Genomic DNA, 21,367 nt, shown 5'->3' with positions numbered 1-21,367 from the left:
AATTTTAATTAATTTCAAATTTCTTTGATCGATAACTCAATCAGCAACTTTATTAATATATCATGTCGTCAAGTAGATGTCAACAATTATTTTTAATTTTTTGTCAAACCATCTTAACAGCACTTAACTGTTTTGACAACGATAACTACTATACATGGATTTCAATCTCTCGTCAACAACTTTTTCTACTTTTTTCGAATTTTATTTCCAATCACTATCTATTAGCTTCTTAAACTCACTTTTCCTTTAATAAGGTTGTCTATCCGTTTCCACCAGCTTTGCCAATTAGGACTTCTTTACTATCTCTAAATTGCCTAATATGAAAAACTAGTTTCAAAGCATCAATATTCAAATCCAGTGGTAGATCGATGTATTTACTTATATTATTTCCAATAGTTTTACCCATTCATTTTTTATCTTCTTGGATAGATTATTAAGAACATTAATTGGCATTAATATCTGAATCATCTCACTGACTATTAGTCTTATATTTTCTCGGCAATTACTTCCTACTATTAGGAGGTCTGCAAGAATTAAAATAATATACCAAAAATGGCTTCGCTCTTCTTCTCACCTATAAGGTCCTCTGAGTATACAGATAAAATAGAAAATCCACCTTATACTCGAAGGGCTTTTTCTATGGGAAGAAAATCTAAATATTCAGCAGAGGAAAAGCTCTTAATCCTCAGTGAAGTTTTACGGAATGGAATCCATAATGTAATAACTAAGTACAAGATTAGCAAAAATCTATCAGGCGTTGAATTTTTCTGTATACGTATCAAGGGATGCCAGGACTTCAAACAAATCATCATAATCAAAGCTACTCTAAAGAAGTTAAAAACTCATTGGTTGAACAATATCACAAACAGATGAGGCAACTCGTCAAAGGAGCTATTGAATACTTTAATACCAAACGCGCTTACACAAGCAAAAACGGCTTGACCGCGGAATAATTCCGCAATTAAGCCACCTAAAAATTTTATCTATTTGCTCGGTATACTTGACGAGACATTGCGCCTTTTACGGATCAGAGCCTTTCATTTAAGTTGATGATTTTCTAATATTAAGGTAATACAAAATGCTACTACCATGGCAAGCATAACTGATGCTAAAATAAACGGTTCGAAATTAATTCCCACCAATAAAGCTAATATCGAAATTACTATCGATGAAACAAAATAAGTCCTAGAATTATACAACCAACTATATGGCAGTAAATGAGCACCAAATATTATCGCTAACACCATTAACATTTTATTGGGAATAGTCGGATAAATCCACATTGCAATTAAAAGATACAAAAGCTGATTCATCGAAAACAACATCCCTAACTTAGTTAACGGATTTGTCTTATTTTGAAAATCCACATTAATCAATTGAGATATAAAATAGGATATCGGTAAAAGTAAGGCCGTACAGACAAATACGAATAAGTTTTTAGTAAGGATGGGAATATTAAGTAGTTCTACTGCAAGAATACCGCCCCATACTACGATCGAAGCAATTATTATATGCAGCCCTCGCTTTTGTTTTACTATACAGTCTTGCTTTAACTTTTCTAATTCTCCCATCAATCTCCCTCATTTCTCCTCTGAATTAATAGTTATTCTATCATAGCTAAAACAAAAAAACTCGCACCCCATAAAAATGGAATCCGAGTTATCTGTTTATACTAGCTTTTTTATTAACTAATACCTGGTGTAGCTACACCATAATTACCGACTTTTCAAAGAATTAAACTTAATCATCAAAGAGTCCTCAAAGTCTTTATATTAACTATTCAGTTTACTTCTTCTTGTTCTTCTTTTTCTTGGAATTGTTCTTAGTTTCCTTTTCCGGACGCATTGTTGGGAAGAGGATAACATCCCGAATAGATTTAGCATCAGTAAGGAGCATTACAAGACGATCGATTCCAATACCAAGTCCCCCAGTAGGTGGCATCCCGTATTCAAGGGCTTGAACATAATCTAAGTCGACCGGTTCAGCTTCATCATTACCGTTAGCTTTTTCCTTTGCTTGCATTTCAAAGCGTTCCTTCTGATCAATTGGATCGTTTAATTCGCTAAAGGCATTTGCCAATTCACTACCATCAACATACAATTCAAAACGATCAGTCATCCCAGGATTATCAGCATTCCGCTTTGCTAATGGTGAAACTTCAACTGGGAACTCATAGACAAAGGTTGGTTGAACAAGCGTATCTTCAACGAACTCTTCAAAAAACGCATTCAAAATATGGCCCTTTGTCCAGTACGGCTTATATTCAACCTTATGTTCATCGGCTAACTTCTTAGCATCTTCATCTGTCATTGATTCATCACTGAAATCAATACCAGTCTTTTCCTTAACAGCGTCTACCATCGTGATCCGTTTAAAGTTTCCTCCAAGGTCGATTTCATGTCCTTGGTAAGTAATCTTTCCGTCATCTGAAACAACTTTAGCCGCTGCCTTAACGATTCCTTCCGTTTCATCCATAACATCTTGGAAGTCAAAGTAAGCAGCATAAGTTTCCATTGTAGTAAATTCAGGATTATGGTGTGGATCCATCCCTTCATTCCGGAAAATACGACCCAATTCGTATACCCGTTCAAAACCACCAACAATTAACCGCTTGAGGTACAATTCAGTAGCAATTCGCAAATACATATCAATATCAAGTGCATTGTGGTGAGTGATAAATGGACGTGCATTAGCACCACCAGCTTGGGTGTTCAAAATTGGTGTTTCAACTTCTGTAAAACCATTATCATCCATATACTTCCGAACAGCCTTGATGATTGCCGTCCGTTGATGGAAACGCTTGAAGCTTTCTGGATTAGAAATCAAATCAAGGTAGCGCTGACGATAGATAGTTTCAGGATCAGTAACCCCATCCCATTTATTAGGAAGCGGGCGCAATGCCTTTGACAAGAAGGTGATTTTATGCGCACGAACAGTTAATTCACCTGTATCAGTCTTGATTACATCCCCTTCAATTCCAAGGAAGTCACCAATATCTGACCGCTTGAAAACATGGTAAGGTTCATCCCCTACCATATCCTTACGAGCGTAAACTTGAATCTTGCCAGTCCGATCAACAAAGTCAGCGAAACCAGCCTTACCACTACTCCGCTTTCTTGTCATTCGACCCGCGATAATTACTTTAGCACCCATCTCGTTTAATTCTTCTTTATCGTATTGATCAAACTTATCATGCAAGTCTTGGGCAAGATGGTCTCGTTTGAAGCGGCGGCCAAATGGTTCAATCCCCGCTTCTTTTAACTCTTCCATTTTTTCACGCCGGACGCGCATTTGATCTAGTTCTTGTGACACTTAAGTTCTCCTCCTCGTAATTAGGCTTGCTGTCTTTTCGCAGCTCGTTCTGCAGTTTGTTCAGCAAAGCGGTCAAAAATATCGTTCATTTCATCAAGCGTTTCTGCTTCGACTAATGCTACCTTAGTCCGAGCAGCACGCGGAATCCCCTTGATATAGTAAGTAGATAATCCACGGAATTCACGAACGCCAACATATTCACCCTTTAAAGCAACCAAACGATTAAGGTGGTCCTTTGCCATTTCAATCTTTTGTTCTGGGGTAGCTTCTGGCAGTAGCTCACCAGTCTCCAAATAATGTTCAGTCCGTTTTAGCATCCAAGGATTACCCATCGCTGCCCGGCCGATCATTGCGGCGGTCGCTCCCGTCATATCAAGAATCCTCTTTGCATCTTCTGGAGTCTTTACGTCACCATTAGCCATGAACGGAATTTTCAATTGACTCGCTACTTCTTTTAGTATATTCCAATCTGCGTGTCCCGTATACATCTGTTTTCGGGTTCGACCATGCATCGCAATCGCACTAGCTCCTGCCCGTTCCGCTGCCAACGCATTTTCAACTGCTAAAATATGCTTGTCATCCCATCCCGTTCGCATCTTAACGGTAACTGGCTTCTTTACTGCATCCGTAACATATGACACCATTTCATATACCTTATTCGGATCTAGTAACCATCGCGCACCCGCATCAGTTTTAACAACTTTATTTACCGGGCACCCCATATTTATATCAATCACGTCAGCGGCAGTATGTTGATCCACATACTTGGCAGCCTCAACTAATGTTTCTTTGGTTCCACCGAAAATTTGAATTCCCATCGGATGTTCTTCAGGATCCACATCCATCATATTCAAAGTTCGTTGGTTATGGTACATAATGCCACGGTCTGAGATCATTTCACAGACAACGTAGCCAGCACCAAATCTTTTACAGATAACCCGAAAGGCGGAATTAGTTACTCCAGCCATTGGTGCAACAACAACTTGATTAGGAATTTCAACGTTACCAATCTTCCATTTCATTTTTTCACCTCATTACTGCTTAAGAAACTGTGCTGGCCGTCCAGTTTCATTTTTAATTGTCCGATAACTCAACTATCATAGCATATCAACACGCTTAGCACCAAAAATTACTTTTCATCTGTTGATTTTTTATTATCATTTGCCGTCATTTCATTGTAAATCTTCTTTAATTCATCTTCGCCAAACTCGTACTTCTTCCCACAGAATTGGCAAACAGCTTCTGCATGGTGGTCTTCGTCAATCAGCTTCTTCATGTCATCTTTAGAGATACTTGCAAGGGCGTGCGCAAAACGTTCCTTTGAGCAATCACACGCATAACGAACTGGCATTGTTTCAAGGATCTTTAAGTCATTTCCAAAAATCTTCTTTAAAATATCTTCTGGCGTATCACCATCGCGCAACATTTGCGATACTAATGGCAAGTCCTTCAACGTCTTTTCAAGTTTGCTAATTTCTTCATCAGTAGCACCAGGCATCACTTGGATCATAAACCCACCTGCAACGTCAATATTTTCATCTGGGTTGACGAATACTGAAAGACCAACCGCGGAAGGAATTTGTTCAGATTGCGCAAGGTAGTAAGTAAAGTCATCACCAAGTTCACCAGAAACTAAATTTACTTCACCGGTATATGGTGTCTTGTCGCCTGGAGCCATCTTAGTGACAGAAAGGGTCCCTTGATTACCAATTGCCTTTGCGACATCAATCTTTCCCTTATCATTTGCTGGTAACGAAACGTGTGGATTACCCATGTAGCCTTTTACAGTTCCTTCAGCAGTTCCATCCGCAATAATAAAGCCAACCGGACCATTTCCTTGAATCTTGACCGTCATTCCTGCTTCTCCTTGTAAACTAGAAGTAGCCAAAAGAATCGTTCCAATTAACGTTCGACCAAGGGCAGCAGAAGAAGCACTCCATGTATCATGAATCTCATGAGCCTTTTGAACAACTTGCGTAGCGTTTACAGCATAAGCCCGAAACTTTCCATCCTTAGTCATTGATTTTACTAAATAATCTGTTGTTTCCATTTTAGATTCCTCCTTAAAATTTAACATAAATAAAAAACGGAAGACCACCACCTACCAGTCAGGTTTTGTATCTTCCGTCTTTTCAATAGTTTATTTGTCTTCAGAATTATCTGAATCACCACTTGATTGTGAATCATTTGAGTTATCACTCTGCGTATCAGATAAATCATTCTGATTATCCTTTGCTTCATCGTGACGCTCATTTTCCAATCGTTCAAGTTCACGCTTAGATTCTTCAAAGGTTTGTGCACGGGCTTCTTCGTCCTCAGCAGCGACATCCTTATCAGGAACTTTTCCAGTCTTATAAAGACTAAGAATTTGTTTTTCATCAAGCGTTTCGTACTTGAGTAATGCTTCAGCAATTTGTTTATGTTGTTCACGGTGCGTCTCAATAATGTGTAAGGCCGTTTCGTGCCCTTCAGTTAAGATTCGACGTACTTCCTCATCAACTAAAGCAGCAGTCTTTTCAGAGTAAGGTGACTGGTCATAGCCTTGACCTGTAAAGACCTGACCAGAACTTTGCAGTTCTACTGGACCAATCTTATCACTCATTCCGTACTGGGTGACCATTGAACGTGCGATTTGGGTTGCTTGTTCAAAGTCATTTGAAGCTCCCGAAGATTGTGACTTAAAGACAAGTTCTTCAGCAGCCCGTCCACCCATCAGACCAGCGATTTGTTCCATCGCATTCTTTTTCGACATTAACATCTGATCTTCACGTGGAAGCATGATCGCATATCCACCTGCACGACCACGTGGAACAATCGTAACCTTATGCACAACTCGGGCATCATTTAATACAAGACCAACAATTGTATGACCTGCTTCGTGGTATGCAACAGTCTTTCGTTCTTGTTCAGATTGGACACGGTTATGCTTAGCTGGTCCAGCAATTACCCGGTCCTCTGCTTCATCCAAGTCTGCAGCATCAATTTCAGTTTTGTTCCGCCGCGCAGCTAGTAAGGCCGCTTCATTTAACAGGTTGGCTAAGTCAGCCCCCACAAAACCAGGAGTCTGTTTAGCAATTTCTTTCAAATCGACATCGCTTGCCATCGGCTTGTTCTTAGCATGAACTCGTAAAATAGCTTCACGACCCTTAACATCTGGACGACCAACTAAAATCTTTCGGTCAAAACGTCCTGGACGCAAAAGTGCAGGATCCAAGACATCTGAACGGTTAGTAGCTGCCATTACGATGATTCCTTCATCACCTTGGAATCCATCCATTTCAACTAGCAATTGGTTCAATGTTTGTTCACGTTCATCGTGACCGCCACCCATGCCGTTTCCACGACGCCGACCAACGGCATCAATTTCATCAATAAAGATGATTGCCGGAGCAGCCTTCTTAGCTTGATCAAACAAGTCACGAACACGACTAGCACCAACCCCGACGAACATTTCAACAAAGTCAGAACCAGAGATTGAAAAGAATGGTACTCCTGATTCACCGGCAACCGCCTTTGCAAGCAAGGTCTTACCAGTACCTGGAGGCCCCTCTAGTAAAACACCAGATGGAATACGAGCACCAAGCTTGGTGAATTTCTTTGGATTCTTCAAGAATTCAACAATTTCAACCAATTCTTGTTTCTCTTCTTCTTCACCGGCAACATCTGAGAAACGAACTTTGTTTTTCTTAGCATCAGACGGCTTAGCTTTAGTCTTACCAAAGCTCATTACTCCACGTCCGCCACCACCTTGACCAGCTTGGCCCATCATCATATAGAAGAAGAAAATCATGATGACTAATGGCAAAACAGTCAACAATAGGTTCATCCAGACACTGTTAGATTCTTCAGCACGAGTACTAATCTTTACATTATGACGATTAGCATAGTTTTGAAGTTGACTAACTGTTACATCACTTTCCAAAACAGAACTTTGGAATTGAGTTACCTTATTGTTTCGTTGTGGTGTAAGAGCAAAACCAGTATTATTGGCGGAATTGTTATTATTTGACTGTGGTTTACGGTAAGTACCCGTAACCTTATATACACCACCATTTGGCTGTAGCTGAACGCTCTTAACCTTATTACTCTTCAGTTCGGAGATAAACTCGCTTTGAGAAACTGTCTTACTTTGTCCTGTTGAGGCGTTACCCCCAAAGAAGAAGTAGGCGATTCCCATAATACACAAGAACATCACGGCATAGAAGAGAACGTTATGAGTAAAATTATTTTTTTTACGATTGTTGTTCATAACAACCTCCTATCTACCAGCAACGATATTTTTAATTGTAGTCACTATCATAGCATATTTGACATATATTGACCATTAATTTTACAGAAGAATTAATAGTTTTATCACCAATGCTATTAATAATACACACTACATATTTACGGATCCATAAAAAGAACGTTAATTAAGAATATCTTTAAAATATCGTCTATTAATATTGATTTTTCCGTCACTTTATATTATCCAACATTTTTAGTCATTTTGGTACACAGACGGCTTCAAAATTCCAACATATGGTAAATTACGGTAGAATCCTTTGTAATCAAGGCCATATCCAACCAAGAATTCTTTAGGAACCGTAAAGCCAACATAGTCTGGTTCAACGTCTACTTCTCGACCTTCTGGCTTATTTAATAATGAACAAACCTTTATGCTCTTTGCTCCCCGGTCAGCTAGCAGATCCATCAAGTACTTCAATGTATGACCAGTATCAACAATATCTTCCATAATTAGAACATGCCGATCTTTAACATCTGTTTTTAAATCATGAATAAGCTTAACTTTTCCAGTCGATCCTAAGCCACCAAAATAACTAGAAACATCAATAAAATCAATTTGCGCCATAATATCTAGCCGTTCAATCATATCAACAGTAAATAAAACTGCGCCACTTAAAACGGAAATAATAATTGGCCGTTTATCCTGATAATCTTTCGTTAAGTCTGCTGCTAGTTCGTCCATTCTTTTGCCTAGCATTTCTTCACTATACAAGACACGCTCAATATCGTTATTCATTTACCTTCTTCTCCTTATTTTTTATTCCAATAAACCATGGTCGCCACGACTGCTGATAGTCGATTGGACGTTCAAACCAGCTCCACTTTCGATTGACTATCCAGACTACCTCATCATGAGCATCGACCAGTACCATTTGTTGGTCCCGTTGTTTTTGGGGAACTTTTTGGTCAATTAGTACCCGTTTAACTAACTGGTGATGGCCGTTTTTCAGACGAATCCGATCTTGTTTTCGCCATTTGCGTAGCCGTAGTGGAAATTGATCAAAAGCCAGCCATTGTAAAAACGGCTGCCCCTCATCTCCAAAAAATAGCCTTTCAGTTGACACTGCTATTAAGTTTATTGGATCTACTGGATACCATTGTTCCAATTCTATCACATGATCTTGGAGCTTTTGTAGGTTCTCAGACGGATTCGCCATTTTTTTTATTACACAAGTAACATAGTCTTTTTCGAGAATATATTGGTGCGGTAACTTAATACTTTGCTGTGGCTTTTTCTCGTTTGTTAACACCTGCAGTAATTCGTCAAGTTGGTGATTTTTAATATCATATACTCCTTGGTGATTAAGCCACTGGCGGAGAACCTCTTTTTGAATAAATTCTTTATTGTCCGATAACTTTGCTAGGATCATCCTGCCTTGTCGATCAATACATTCTGCTAATCGGTCGGCAATCTCTTGATCTCGCCAGGCAAGGAGTTCCGTTAACTGTTGATGATAGTTTTCAAGGTGAGCGAGCAACTGGGCATTTTCCTTTTCGAGCATTGGAATTATCCTATGACGAAATCGATTTCGCTGGATATCCAAGTCTTTATTGGTCTGATCTTCATACCACCTTAGATGATGTTGTAAAGCATATTCCATTAGTTGCTGTTTGCTAAAGGGCAAAAGAGGACGAATTAAAGTGCCATTAGTAAATGGTCGTTGATCACGGATCCCCACTAGTTGACTCACCTGTCCACCACGAGTCAGCTTCATCAACATCGTTTCTGCCAGATCATTTTGATGGTGTGCCGTTAGTAAGATCCTTGCTTGGTTATCTTCCATCACTTTCTGGAAAAATTGGTAACGTGCTTGTCGAGCAGCATTTTCGACCCCGGTTGGTGGATGAAGTGTTTGTGACCAATGTGCTACTTCTAGTTTTAAAGCTTTTTGTTCACAATATTGCCGGATGAACTGTTCTTCTAATTGGCTTTGTTTTCGTAACTCATGGTTCATATGGGCAACAATAATTTGTGGTCGATACTTTAACGGCAAGTGCTGCAAAAGATCTAAAAGGACCATCGAATCCACCCCAGTTGATACTGCCACTACTACATTATCTCGAGTAGCAAAAAAGCGACTCCTTACCAGGTGTCGCTCAAATGCTTGTTGTAAATCCGACATATTAACTCCGCCGACCGCCACGGCCACCACGCTTGCCATCAGTCTGACGCTTTAAAGTAGATAAACGTGATTCACTTTCTTTTAAGTAGCCAGCTAGCATGTCATTAAAGTCTTCGTGTTGGTGACTGTTATGGTGTCGGCCACTAAAACCACCACGGAAGTTATCATTGTGACCACGAAAATTATTATTCCGTTCGTGATGAAAATCACGGTGATTATTTTCACGATGATGGTTGTTTTCATGATGATCTTGATGTTCACGAGGAGCAGCGGCCTTGATGGAAAGAGCAATCTTACCGTCATCACCAATCCGTGTTACTTTTGCTGTAACTTCATCCCCGACAGCTAATACATCATGAACGTCCTTGATATATTTATCAGAGATTTGACTGATGTGTACTAGCCCTGTCTGATTATCATCTAAATCAACGAATGCACCAAAATTAGTGATTCCTGAAACCTTACCTGAAACCTTTGCTCCAACTTCAATTGCCATGAAACCTTTAGATCCTCCTGAACCATCTCATATTTTTGTATTTGAGTATATCATAAATTCATCTTGAAAACGTATAAAAACAACTAAACTTCTCATTAAAAAATTAAGCTGAAAATCACCCAATTACATTTATAATTTTAACATTTAAAATATTCTAACCCTACTAAAAAACATTTTATTTTGTGATCATTAGTTCAAATTGTAGATTGTCTCGCCTTTTTTAGAATAATTATATTTGGCACGAATAACCTGCTGAATATATTCGGGATTATGTAACAGCTTAATTTGACGTTCTAGTTGTCGATTTTTTTGTTTTTGCTTTGTTAGTTGTGATTGTGCCTGCCGAATATTGCCATTAATATCCGCTAATGTCCGTTTGCTTTGAAATATTTGAATTCCAAAGATTAAGAAAATAACCAAAAAAACGGCAATGATTCGCTGACAACGGCGCTTATGAACATGCCGATTATATGTTTTTTCATTCGAAACTTTGCGGGCATATGGGGTATTTAATTGTGAAATTTTGCTATCAGATTGTCCTTTCATCTGACATTCCCCTCCATTTTAACTTATCACTTTTTAAGTATAGCAAGTTACCGCAGAAAATGTCTATATAATTATCAACTTTTTTATATCTCAAAAGACATTATAGTTGATCAAAGGATTCCGCATAAGTTTCATCGACAATTTCATACATATCTTCTGCTTCACTCTTTTTCGTTGTTTCAACAATCCGATTAATCTTAACTGTTTCTGTCTTATTACCAAACTTAATTGTTAGAGTATCACCAACCGCTACCCGACTGGATGACTTTGATGGTTGACCATTAATTAAGATCCGTCCTTGATCCGCAATTTCCTTAGCAACCGATCGACGTTTAATAATCCGTGATACTTTTAAAAATTTATCTAATCTCATTTTCCTTCTCCTTTTTCATCGGCCTGGATAATATTTCCCAAAGCCGTCACAAATTGTAGTAGCTGATGAAGCCAATCCTCAGTTGTCATTTTAGGTTGGATAACCAGCCGAATCGTTACTTGCTGATCATCCTCACCAATTGTCGCTTTAAAGCGAGTATTAGCTAACTCCTTAATTATTGCCGGTGCTTTAATCAAGCGGCTAGCGCGTTCGGTAAACTTAATATTAATATTATCCCGTTGCCTTTTAATCTCAGCAATCATAGCCAAGTCAGCATGATTCTTTAATTGGCTCACCAACAACAGCGTTCCAACAGGTGCCGGATAATCACCGAACCGATCGATCAAGTCTCCCTGAATATCAATCACTTCGTCATCCGTTTTAGCTTGGCGAATCGTCTTATATAATTCAATCTTTTGCCGTTGGTCTGAAATATATTCCGTTGGGAGGTAAGCTTCAATACCTAACTCAACTTCTGCATTGGAGTGAATCGTTTGCTTTTTACCCTGCTTTTTGGCTACCGCATCACTAAGCATCGCCGAATATAGGTCATAACCCACAGAGTCGATAAAGCCATGTTGTTGCTTCCCCAAGAGATTACCAGCTCCTCGAATAGCAAGATCACGCATTGCAATCTTAAAGCCAGATCCCAACTCGGTAAAATCACGAATTGCTGCTAATCGTTTTTCTCCTAATTCCGTTAAAACCTTATTAGGTTGATACATAAAATAAGCATAAGCCACCCGATTACTACGACCAATCCGTCCCCGAATCTGATATAGCTGAGCTAATCCCATTCGATCAGCATTTTCAACAAAGAGAGTATTAGCATTCGGGATATCAACCCCCGTTTCAATAATAGAGGTGGTTACTAATACATCATAATTTCCTTGAATAAACTCATAGAGAACCGTCTCCAATTCATTTTCACTCATTTGACCGTTAATATAACCAATCCGTGCTTCAGGAACAAGGTCTTGTAACCATGCCACTGTCTCTTCAATGTCATGAACGCGATTATGAAGATAATAAACCTGTCCGCCACGTTGCATCTCACGAATAATCCCATCGCGAATCGCTCCACTATTTTGCTCCATTACATAGGTTTGGATTGGGTAACGGCCAGCGGGTGGTGTTTCAAGAACCGATAAGTCCCGTACGCCCAGCATTGACATATGCAAGGTTCGGGGGATCGGGGTTGCCGTTAAGGTTAAAACATCAACATTATTTTTTAATTGTTTTAGTTTTTCCTTATGTTTTACCCCAAATCGCTGTTCTTCATCAACAATTAACAGCCCAAGGTCCTTGAATTCAACATCTTTTGATAGGATTCGATGAGTCCCGACAACGACATCGACACTTCCATCCTTTAGCTCTGCTTCTGTCTCTTTGAGCTCTTTTGGCGTCTTAAAACGTGACATCAAGGCAATATTGATTGGGAATCCCTCAAACCGGCGCATGAGGGTGTTGTAATGTTGCTGGGCAAGAACAGTTGTTGGTACCAAGAAGGCAACCTGCTTCCCGCCAGTAACTGCCTTAAAAATTGCCCGCATTGCTACTTCGGTTTTACCATAGCCAACATCCCCAACTAATAATCGATCCATTGGCTTGGGCTTTTCCATATCTTCTTTAATTTCATTAATACTTCGTAGCTGGTCCCGAGTTTCATTATATGGAAAGTTCGCATCAAATTGTTTTTGGAGATAATCGTCTTTCGGAAAAGCATATCCTTTCTCTGCTTCTCGCTTAGCATATAAGTCAACTAATTCATCGGCGATATCTTCAATTTTTGAAGAAACGCGGTGTTTAGTTTTTGCCCACTCATTACCGCCAAGCTTATTGATATGCGGAGCCTTCGATTCTGATGAAACATACTTTTGGACAAGGTTTAGCTGAGTTACTGGAACATATATCTGGGCATTATCCCGATAATTAATGATCATGTAATCTTGATGAACATGGTCAACTTCCATCGTCTTGATTCCACTAAAAATACCGATCCCATGATTGACATGAACCACGTAATCACCCGGTTTAAGGTCGGTATAATTTTTTAACCGTTCCGCATTGGCGAGTTTTTGTGGGCGATGATGAACCTTCTTTACCTGCTTAAACATCTCACCTTCCGTAATAACAACCAGCCCGGCAAGCGGCATTTCAAATCCATTATTTAAGTTAGCAGCAATAATTTGGACAACATTAGGCTTGATATTTGTTAAGTCAGTTTCCGTAGCAGTGATCTTAAAATCAGCTAGCGTTTGGGCAATTTGCTTTCGCCGCTCTGGACTATTAGCCATTAATACTACCGTTTGGCCTTGGTCAATCCATCGTTGCAGTTCAGCTTTTAGCAGGGGCATTTGCCCAAAGAACCGCTGCATCGTCCTGGTTTTTAGGTCGGTAATTTGACTAAGTTTAATGTTACCGAGACCTTTTTTAAATAGGGCCCCATAAATTTGTGGGTGCTGGTCCTTTTTTATTATTGATGATACGTCATTACTAAGGTCAGGAACTGCTGTTAATTGATGATGAGCAACCTTATTCTTAAACCAACCAGCATCTTCTTTGGTCATCTGCTTAGCAAATTGCTTTATCCGCGTCAGGTCATCAAAGTAAATCGTCCCGTTACTAGGAAGGTAATCAAATAATGAATACTTTGTCGGGTAAACTAAGTTGCTAAATTCTAAAAGTTCATTAGGTAAGTGCTGATTCTTAAGAGCGTTTAATAATGGTTCAAAGCGGTTAGCCACCTGTTGTTTAATATCCGTATCTTCAGCGCTTAACTTCTTCAACACCCCTTTATATTCCGCCGCAAGCGCTTCAGTCACCCGGGAAAATTCAGTTGAGGGGATAATAAAATCTGTTGCTGGCAGTATCTGAACTTCCTCAACATTATCGATACTTCGCTGGGTACTAGCATCAAAATACCGGAGTGAATCAACTTCTGTATCAAAGAGATCAATTCTAACAGGATTATCAGTATTTAAGGCATAGACATCAATAATCGATCCACGAATTGCAAAATCGCCAGGACGCAAGACCATTTTTTGATATTGGTATCCCATTGCGCTTAACTGTTGCCGCATTTTAGCCGGATCCACTTCCCCACCAGTCCTAACCTTTAAGGAGGCGTGGCCAAAGTATACGGGTGAAATAATATTGCGTCGTAAACCCGCAGCAGACGCAACAACAACTGCCGGTTCTTTATTAAGCAATGCATTTAAGGCTAGCACCCGCTGAAGACGATAGTTAGGAGAACTAGTTGCTACTTCCGCTGCTAAAACCTCTTCAACTGGAAACTGGTAAACACGATTGGCAGGAAGAAGGTTCTCTAAGTCACTAGCTAATTCCTGCATATGTGAAATTGTGTCAGTCACTACTAGAATTGGTTGCTGTCCTTCTTTAGAAAGCGCACTTAGTAATTCGGTTCGTGCCGATCCAGAAATCCCCGTTATCAATTGATGGTTCTTTGGTTGGAGGTCGGCCGTAATTTGTTTAAATGATGGCGTCTTCTCGATTAAATTTTCTATTTGCACCATCAACGCCACCTTTCTATTTTAATTATAATCATTCATTAACTTAGCAAAGTCTTCCCCATTAATCCAATCTTCTAATGCATGCTCAGCTTGTTCAACCGCTTGATCAAATTTAGGTCGTTCGTCTTTAGAAAATTTACCTAAGACATGACTAACCACCGTTCCTTGTTGTGGATGGTCAATCCCAACTTTTACTCGGTTGAAGTTCTTGGTCCCTAACGCGCTGATAATGCTTTTAAGGCCATTATGACCACCGGAAGCTCCATGCGTTTTTAAGCGTACCTTGCCAACTGGCATATCTAAGTCATCATTAATAATTACAAGATCATCTAAGTCAATATCATAATAGTTTACTAGTGGTCCAACTGCTCGTCCTGAATCATTCATAAACGTTGTCGGCTTTACCAACATTACCTTTTCATCATTAATTACTCCACTAACTGCTACCGCTTCCTGCTTTAGGTGGGTGAATGCTCCCAGGTGATAATCCCGTGCTAGTTGATCAACCACCATAAAACCAGTATTATGACGGGTCTCATCATATCGCGTTCCGATGTTTCCCAAACCAACAATCATTTTCATTATCCTTCATTCCTTTCACGCAAAAAAGCCGCACGGTTTCTCTTCCCGTCCAGCATAAATTTTTACTAGTATTATACCCTATGTTACTTTTTTCAGCATACTAATTTGGATTAGCAATATAAATTCTCTAATCTTTTTCTAATTTTTGATAGAAATGTGTTATTATAGTGAGTGCATTTAATCGATAAAAAGGATGTTAATTATGATTTTCAATTCATTAATCAAACCAAAGGCCACCTTAACAACTCTTCCAGAAACAGCAACATTGGATGAGGCGCTAACTGTCTTGGAGGATACCGGCTATCGGTGTGTTCCAGTTCTAGATAAGTCAGGAAAGATTTTTCGGGGAAATATTTATAAGATGCACCTTTACCGACATAAAGCACGCCAAGGGGATATGCATTTACCAGTAACAGCATTATTAAAGAATGCCACTAAATTCATCTCAATTAACGCGGCTTTCTTCTCCATCTTCTTTGCTATTCGTGACCTTCCATATATTGCGGTACTAGACAACAATAACCAGTTTTACGGAATCTTAACCCACAACAGTCTTCTACGAATGCTAGCTGCCGGCTGGAATGTCAACAACGGGAGCTATGTTCTAACCGTCATTACCCCTGATGAACGGGGAGCACTCGTAACAGCTGCAAAAGAAATTACGCGTTTTTGTCAGATCGTAAATGTTATTTCACTCGATCCAAACGATGAAACAATGAAGCGCGTTTTATATACCTTACCTGCTGATATCACTAAGGAAAAGATGGAAAGAATTGTTAAGCGGCTCGAGAAAAAAGGGTTAGAAGTTTCAGAAATTGAAGACTTGCACCAAAGCTATTGAATTAAAGCGACCTGTGATTAACTTAACCACAGATCGCTTTTTAATTTTCAAAATATTAATTTTCCTCAATGCTTTTCTAAGCTTCTCAATTCAATTATTTTAATCTTATTTGATATTAACCTTTGTCTCAGCTGGCTTTGTCTGAGCAAGGATCTTTCCGTGCCGAATATTATAAAGAACTTCAACATGCTTATTAAGGGCATTGTAGAAGTCGTGAGCATTCAGTAAGATACAGTTTGCTGGTTTCCCTACTTCAATCCCATAATTATCACTAATGTGCAATGTCTTAGCACCATTATAAGTTACATAATTGAAGGCATCTTGAAGTTGATGATAACCCATCAAATGAGCAATGTAAACTCCCATCGTCACCGCATCTAACATGTTACCATCACCTAGTGGATTCCATGGATCTTGGATATCATCCTCACCAAAGGAAACGTTAATTCCAGCTGCCGTTAATTCCTTAATCCGAGTAACGCCTCGCCGCTTTGGATAAGTATCAAAACGGCCACCAAGGTGAACATTAACTAATGGATTAGATACAAAGTTAATATCACTTATTTTTAATAGCCGGAATAATTTATAGGTATAAGCATCATTATAAGAACCCATTGCGGTAGTATGACTAGCAGTAACCCGGTCCTTCATTCCTCGTTCATAAGCTTCGGTTGCTAAAACTTCAAGATTACGGGAAGCAGGATCATCAATTTCATCACAGTGAACATCCACTAACCGGTCATACTTATCTGCTAGTGCCATTAAGAAGTGTACGGATTGCCAACCATATTCAGTTGTAAATTCAAAATGAGGAATACCACCAACGACATCTACGCCCTCTTTAACCGCCTGCTCCATTAATTCCCGGCCATGAGGATAACTAAGGATACCTTCTTGAGGAAAGGCAACTAATTGCAAGTCGATTTGGTCTTTTAATTCTTTCCGCAATTCCAAAAGAGCACGGACCGCAATTAAATGGGGATCAGTAACATCAACATGGCTTCTTACATGCTGAATTCCATGGCCCACCATATTTAATAACGTTTTTTTCGCACGCGATTTAACATCTTCCTTAGTTAAATCTTGTTTCCGTTCACTCCAAATCCGAATATCATCAAATAGAGTTCCGGTTTCATTCCATTCTGGCTGACCAGCAGTAAGCGTCGCATCTAAATGAACATGCGAATCAACAAACGGTGGTAAAAGTAAATTTTCTTTACCATTAATAACCTCTTCACCGTCCCGAGGTGTTATGTTAGCCTTAATTTCACTAAATTTTCCATTGAGAATTCGAACATCGACTACTTCTTCATGATTATCAACATGGACATTTTTTAATAGCATAATTCATCTTCCTTTCGGTCAACCAGCAACATAATTACATAATATAGGATACCACTCAAACACATATCAATGAATGTTGCTCCGATCGTATTTACAAAGATCGACATCTGGTGAACACTCAAGAAGAAGGCTACCCCAATAGCAAAGACAATAATTGCTACCCAGTTAACTCCGCCGCGATACCAATATTTTCCACCAACTTTACCTAATTCATCAATATCATATTGCCGGTGAGCACGGAAATAAAAATCAGTACAAATAATTGCAATTGTTGGTCCTAATACCATCCCCACATAGTCAAGGAACGATTCAAAAGCACTCAAGAAACTCCCCACAAACATCGGAATAAAGGTCACAATTGTCGCCAACAGCACAACAATCCATAATGAATACTTTAACTTGAGCTTGGTGAAGATATTTGATAGCGCTGAACCCGCCGCTAATAAGTTAACAGCATTAGCCGTCATCGATGTCAAAATAATAACAAGGAGAGCAACTACTCCTAATCCTAACTTACTAGCAATCGTTGACGGATCGGAGTTATTTGCATTATAAACACCACTTGTGACTGCAATGCTAATTGTCGAAATCAGGCCGATAAAAGCAAACCATACAACCCCTAGTAACGCACCGAGGAATGGCGTCAAAGTTGCGTTCTTTTCTTTAGCCGTAAAGCGGGTGAAATCAGCACCGGCAGTTACCCAGGCTAAATTAAAAGCTGCTACATAATCAACCGCCGCGCCGACTGCCATTTTTGATTGCGCAGGAACATGCCAATTTACAATTTGACTAAAGGAAACAGTTCGAAAAACAGCCACTGACTCCCAAATGACGAACACAAGAACAAGGATTATTCCTAAGCGTTCAATCATTTGAACCGAACGTGATCCACTAGAAACACTAATAATGTGGAGCACGCTCATGATAATAATCCCGACTATTAACCCTAAATAGCCACCATGCTGTCCCCACACAGGCCATCCTAACAAGTCATGGAAAAGAATACTTACTGATTGGGCTGCGATAAAAGTATTAACTGCTGTCCAACCAATAAATTGGGTAATATTAACTAATGATGGGAGATAACTGCCCCGTTCACCAAATGAAGCCCGGCTTAGACTCATCGTTGATACCCCAGTCTTATAACCAATGTAACCAACTAAACTCAAGAATACATATGATAAGGCGGATGACAGTACTAAAACCTTCATAGCAACCGCAAATCCACAGGCGGCAAGGACTCCGCCGACAAACCATGTACCATTATTAGCATTCGCTCCGACCCATGTGGCAAACATATCCCAAGTATTAGTCTTTCTGCTCTGCATTGGAATACTAAAAATTGTTGTCCCCTTTTGCTCTTTCACAAGATGTCCTCCTTAGACTTAAAAAAGCTCTAGTCCCTTTAATGGTCCTAGAGCTTTACAAAAGAGGAAGCATAGTTTTATGCCCACTATGCTTATATTATTTTGTCTTTTGTAGTCTCTCTGGGCTACATTAAAAGAACCGTGATTAATTTAATAGTGAGTATACGAGTTCTAACGCAAATTGTCAAACTCATTTATTTTCATCATAGGCAGCATTTAACCCTACACTAATTGTTAATGCTTTATCCACCTTTGCCATTGTTTCTGACGACAAATGAGCAATTCGGTCTTTCAATCGTTGTTTATCAATCGTTCGTAATTGCTCCAACAAAATGACCGAATCATGAGTTAACGGTAACGACTTACCTTTTAATTGGACATGAGTAGGCATCTTCTTTTTTTGCATTTGGGCCGTAATCGCAGCAATGATTACTGTTGGACTATAATGATTTCCCACGTCATTTTGAAGAATCAGGACTGGACGAACGCCACCCTGTTCCGATCCAATTACCGGGGATAAGTCAGCGTAATAGATGTCACCCCGTTTTACTTTTCGTTTTGTCATTACCTTCGCTTCCCTTAATTATTTACTTTGGCGATAAATGCGATGAACCCGATTACTAATATTAGTTAGGATTTCATAGTTAATAGTTCCGGCCTGTTCAGCTAAATCAGTTGCTGTAATTTCTTGATCGCCGGACTTGCCCATCAATACTACTGGAGTACCGACTGGGTAATACTTAGGAAGGCGAATCATCATTTGATCCATACATACTCGTCCTGCAATATCACAAAATTGACCGTCAACTAATACTTTATAACCAGTCATACACCGTGGATAGCCATCAGCATAACCAATGGGCAAGGTGGCTAACCATTCATCTTGCTTAGCAGTATAAGTTGCCCCATAACTGACAGACCGTCCCGCCTTTAATTGCTTAACAAAGCTAATGGATGATACTAAAGAACTAACTGGTTGTAAATCAAGCGTTAGTTTTAAGTCACGGCCAGATGGGTTTTGTCCATACATTGAAATACCCATCCGAACTGTATTAGCAGTGATTGTCTCTCGATGCCATAAACCGGTTGCCGAATTTGCCATATGAACATATGGTGGCAGCTCATTAAGGCCGGCAACAAATTTATGCCAACGTTGAACCTGCTGATTAAAGTAATTTTCATCAGGACTATCAGCAGTTGCAAAATGAGTGAACATCCCTTCAAATTCAAATTCGGGACTATCAAGCAACTTAACAGCTTGCTTAAATGTATCTACCTCTGTAAAACCAATCCGTCCCATTCCTGAATCAATCCCAAGATGAATCTTTAATGGTTTTTTAGGCTTGGCAACTTGTGCTAGCCGATGATATTGTTCAAGCCAATCTAAGGAGCCGACTGTTAACGAAACTCCGGCTTGAGCAGCAATCAATGCATCTTTAACTGGCGTAATTCCCAGGACAAGCGTCATGGCTTCAATCCCGCTATCCCGTAATTCTAAGGCTTCATCTAAAATTGCCACACATAAACCACTTGCACCACTAGCCATTGCTGTTTGAGCAACAGGAATCAATCCATTGCCATAAGCATTCGCTTTTACAACGGCAAGGATTCTACTATCTTCTGGCAATACTTTTTTCTGTTCTTGAATATTATGACGTAAGGCATCTAAGTCTACTATTAATGATGTATCTCGCAAACGACCATTAACCATTTATTTATTCTCACTTTCTAAAATTACTTCTGTCATTACTAATGTGGCAGTATGACTCACTGAAGCATGAGCATTACCATTATACGGCGATTTGGTCACAATCGGCGCACCATACTGGTTATCAATGATTTCAATATCATGAAATCCTAGTTTAACACCAATTCCTGTTCCATATGCCTTAGCAAAAGATTCTTTTAATGACCACCGACCAGCAAGATATTCGACTGATCGCTGACCACTAAACTGACTATATTGTTCTTGTTCAGCCGGTGTCAATACACGCTGGATGAATTGAGAATGCGCGGTCGCCGCCTTCTTAACTCGCTCAATCTCGGTTATATCGATTCCAATTCCCTTAATCATCTAGCAATTCGTCTCCTTAGTTCTCACTATATATCTACCGCTTAATCTTATCGAAAATAGGCCCTTCTTGCAATTATTGTTACATTAGTCCATCATTGTCATATCAAATAAAATTATAAATAAAGTTTATATTTTTATAGTTACAATTAGCTCAGAAAAAGTTATAATTTTAAGGCAATAAACATTCTTATTTTTGAACATTCTATTAATTTTTTCTTAAGAATCCTATATTAAGGTGAAAGTAAATCACCGTATTAGCCGGGATGAATAATTAATGGTATTCTTGATATGAATGTCAATTACAAATTTATAAAGATGAGAGAAGGAGAACTATGGCTCAGATTATTCAACGCCATCCTGCATTACGATTCATCTTAAAAACATTATTTTACTTTGTAGTGCTTCTTTTATTAATATACCTTTATGGTTATTATGGAGCAGGCCAAGAGCCATTTATCTACAACGAATTTTAATGCGGAGGAAATAGAT

At 39.2% G+C, this 21,367-nt stretch carries 19 protein-coding genes; 2 read left to right on the top strand and 17 right to left on the bottom strand.

Annotation, left to right across the window (positions count from 1 at the left end; genetic code table 11):
• Nucleotides 1-1,037 precede the first annotated feature (1,037 nt).
• The 12 genes from H5R88_RS01025 to pth form a co-directional block, all read right to left on the bottom strand.
• Entirely contained in the window at nucleotides 1,038-1,571 is a 534-nt protein-coding gene (locus H5R88_RS01025; protein WP_182600057.1) for a DUF7010 family protein, read from the bottom strand.
• Between the two features lie 214 nt (nucleotides 1,572-1,785).
• Nucleotides 1,786-3,312 carry a lysine--tRNA ligase gene (gene lysS, locus H5R88_RS01020; protein WP_182600056.1) on the bottom strand — a complete coding sequence of 509 codons (1,527 nt, stop codon included), beginning with the start codon at nucleotides 3,310-3,312 and terminating at the stop codon, nucleotides 1,786-1,788.
• 20 nt (nucleotides 3,313-3,332) lie between these two features.
• Nucleotides 3,333-4,334 (bottom strand): tRNA dihydrouridine synthase DusB, encoded by a 1,002-nt coding sequence (gene dusB, locus H5R88_RS01015; protein WP_182600055.1) that lies wholly within the window; start codon nucleotides 4,332-4,334, stop codon nucleotides 3,333-3,335.
• A 107-nt stretch (nucleotides 4,335-4,441) separates the two neighbouring features.
• Nucleotides 4,442-5,362, bottom strand: a complete 921-nt coding sequence (gene hslO, locus H5R88_RS01010) for an Hsp33 family molecular chaperone HslO (RefSeq protein ID WP_182600054.1) — start codon at nucleotides 5,360-5,362, stop codon at nucleotides 4,442-4,444.
• Between the two features lie 90 nt (nucleotides 5,363-5,452).
• Nucleotides 5,453-7,561, bottom strand: coding sequence for an ATP-dependent zinc metalloprotease FtsH (gene ftsH / locus H5R88_RS01005; RefSeq protein WP_182600053.1), 2,109 nt, complete (start codon nucleotides 7,559-7,561; stop codon nucleotides 5,453-5,455).
• Between the two features lie 231 nt (nucleotides 7,562-7,792).
• Complete coding sequence (gene hpt, locus H5R88_RS01000; protein ID WP_182577712.1) at nucleotides 7,793-8,335, bottom strand: hypoxanthine phosphoribosyltransferase; 543 nt, start codon at nucleotides 8,333-8,335, stop codon at nucleotides 7,793-7,795.
• On the bottom strand, nucleotides 8,328-9,761 hold the full coding sequence (tilS, locus tag H5R88_RS00995) for a tRNA lysidine(34) synthetase TilS (protein ID WP_308183105.1): 1,434 nt from the start codon (nucleotides 9,759-9,761) through the stop codon (nucleotides 8,328-8,330). The genes hpt and tilS overlap by 8 nt, the downstream gene beginning before the upstream one ends.
• A complete protein-coding gene (locus H5R88_RS00990; RefSeq protein ID WP_003665652.1) occupies nucleotides 9,724-10,218 on the bottom strand; it encodes a S1 domain-containing RNA-binding protein in 495 nt (164 codons plus the stop codon). The genes tilS and H5R88_RS00990 overlap by 38 nt, the downstream gene beginning before the upstream one ends.
• 189 nt (nucleotides 10,219-10,407) lie before the next feature.
• Nucleotides 10,408-10,764, bottom strand: a complete 357-nt coding sequence (locus H5R88_RS00985) for an FtsB family cell division protein (RefSeq protein WP_182577711.1) — start codon at nucleotides 10,762-10,764, stop codon at nucleotides 10,408-10,410.
• Between the two features lie 100 nt (nucleotides 10,765-10,864).
• Nucleotides 10,865-11,137: an RNA-binding S4 domain-containing protein gene (locus H5R88_RS00980; RefSeq protein WP_182577710.1), complete on the bottom strand. Its 273-nt coding sequence runs from the start codon at nucleotides 11,135-11,137 to the stop codon at nucleotides 10,865-10,867.
• A complete protein-coding gene (mfd, locus tag H5R88_RS00975; RefSeq protein ID WP_182600052.1) occupies nucleotides 11,134-14,673 on the bottom strand; it encodes a transcription-repair coupling factor in 3,540 nt (1,179 codons plus the stop codon). The genes H5R88_RS00980 and mfd overlap by 4 nt, the downstream gene beginning before the upstream one ends.
• 18 nt (nucleotides 14,674-14,691) lie before the next feature.
• Nucleotides 14,692-15,252, bottom strand: coding sequence for an aminoacyl-tRNA hydrolase (gene pth / locus H5R88_RS00970; protein WP_182600051.1), 561 nt, complete (start codon nucleotides 15,250-15,252; stop codon nucleotides 14,692-14,694).
• Nucleotides 15,253-15,454: 202 nt separating this feature from the next.
• Between pth and cbpA the strand changes: the two genes are divergently transcribed.
• A complete protein-coding gene (cbpA, locus tag H5R88_RS00965; protein WP_182577707.1) occupies nucleotides 15,455-16,093 on the top strand; it encodes a cyclic di-AMP binding protein CbpA in 639 nt (212 codons plus the stop codon).
• 105 nt (nucleotides 16,094-16,198) lie between these two features.
• Here the strand turns inward: cbpA and codA are convergent, their stop codons facing one another.
• The 5 genes from codA to acpS all read right to left on the bottom strand — a co-directional run bounded on the left by codA (nucleotide 16,199) and on the right by acpS (nucleotide 20,878).
• Nucleotides 16,199-17,437, bottom strand: a complete 1,239-nt coding sequence (gene codA, locus H5R88_RS00960; RefSeq protein WP_182600050.1) for a cytosine deaminase — start codon at nucleotides 17,435-17,437, stop codon at nucleotides 16,199-16,201.
• On the bottom strand, nucleotides 17,428-18,804 hold the full coding sequence (locus tag H5R88_RS00955) for a cytosine permease (protein WP_182600049.1): 1,377 nt from the start codon (nucleotides 18,802-18,804) through the stop codon (nucleotides 17,428-17,430). Before H5R88_RS00955 ends, codA begins: the two co-directional genes overlap by 10 nt.
• 190 nt (nucleotides 18,805-18,994) lie before the next feature.
• On the bottom strand, nucleotides 18,995-19,369 hold the full coding sequence (locus H5R88_RS00950) for a type II toxin-antitoxin system PemK/MazF family toxin (RefSeq protein ID WP_182577704.1): 375 nt from the start codon (nucleotides 19,367-19,369) through the stop codon (nucleotides 18,995-18,997).
• A gap of 18 nt (nucleotides 19,370-19,387) precedes the next feature.
• Complete coding sequence (gene alr, locus H5R88_RS00945; protein WP_182577703.1) at nucleotides 19,388-20,515, bottom strand: alanine racemase; 1,128 nt, start codon at nucleotides 20,513-20,515, stop codon at nucleotides 19,388-19,390.
• Nucleotides 20,516-20,878, bottom strand: coding sequence for a holo-ACP synthase (gene acpS / locus H5R88_RS00940; protein WP_182577702.1), 363 nt, complete (start codon nucleotides 20,876-20,878; stop codon nucleotides 20,516-20,518).
• A 332-nt stretch (nucleotides 20,879-21,210) separates the two neighbouring features.
• On the opposite strand from acpS, the gene dltX reads away from it, so the two are divergent.
• Nucleotides 21,211-21,351 (top strand): teichoic acid D-Ala incorporation-associated protein DltX, encoded by a 141-nt coding sequence (gene dltX / locus H5R88_RS00935; protein ID WP_003665629.1) that lies wholly within the window; start codon nucleotides 21,211-21,213, stop codon nucleotides 21,349-21,351.
• The last annotated feature ends 16 nt before the right edge of the window (nucleotides 21,352-21,367 follow it).

The sequence above is a fragment of the Limosilactobacillus agrestis genome, assembly GCF_014145585.1.
Classification (GTDB): domain Bacteria; phylum Bacillota; class Bacilli; order Lactobacillales; family Lactobacillaceae; genus Limosilactobacillus; species Limosilactobacillus agrestis.
Note: the sequence above shows the minus strand (reverse complement) of the source record. Positions and strands in the feature narration are given on the sequence as shown.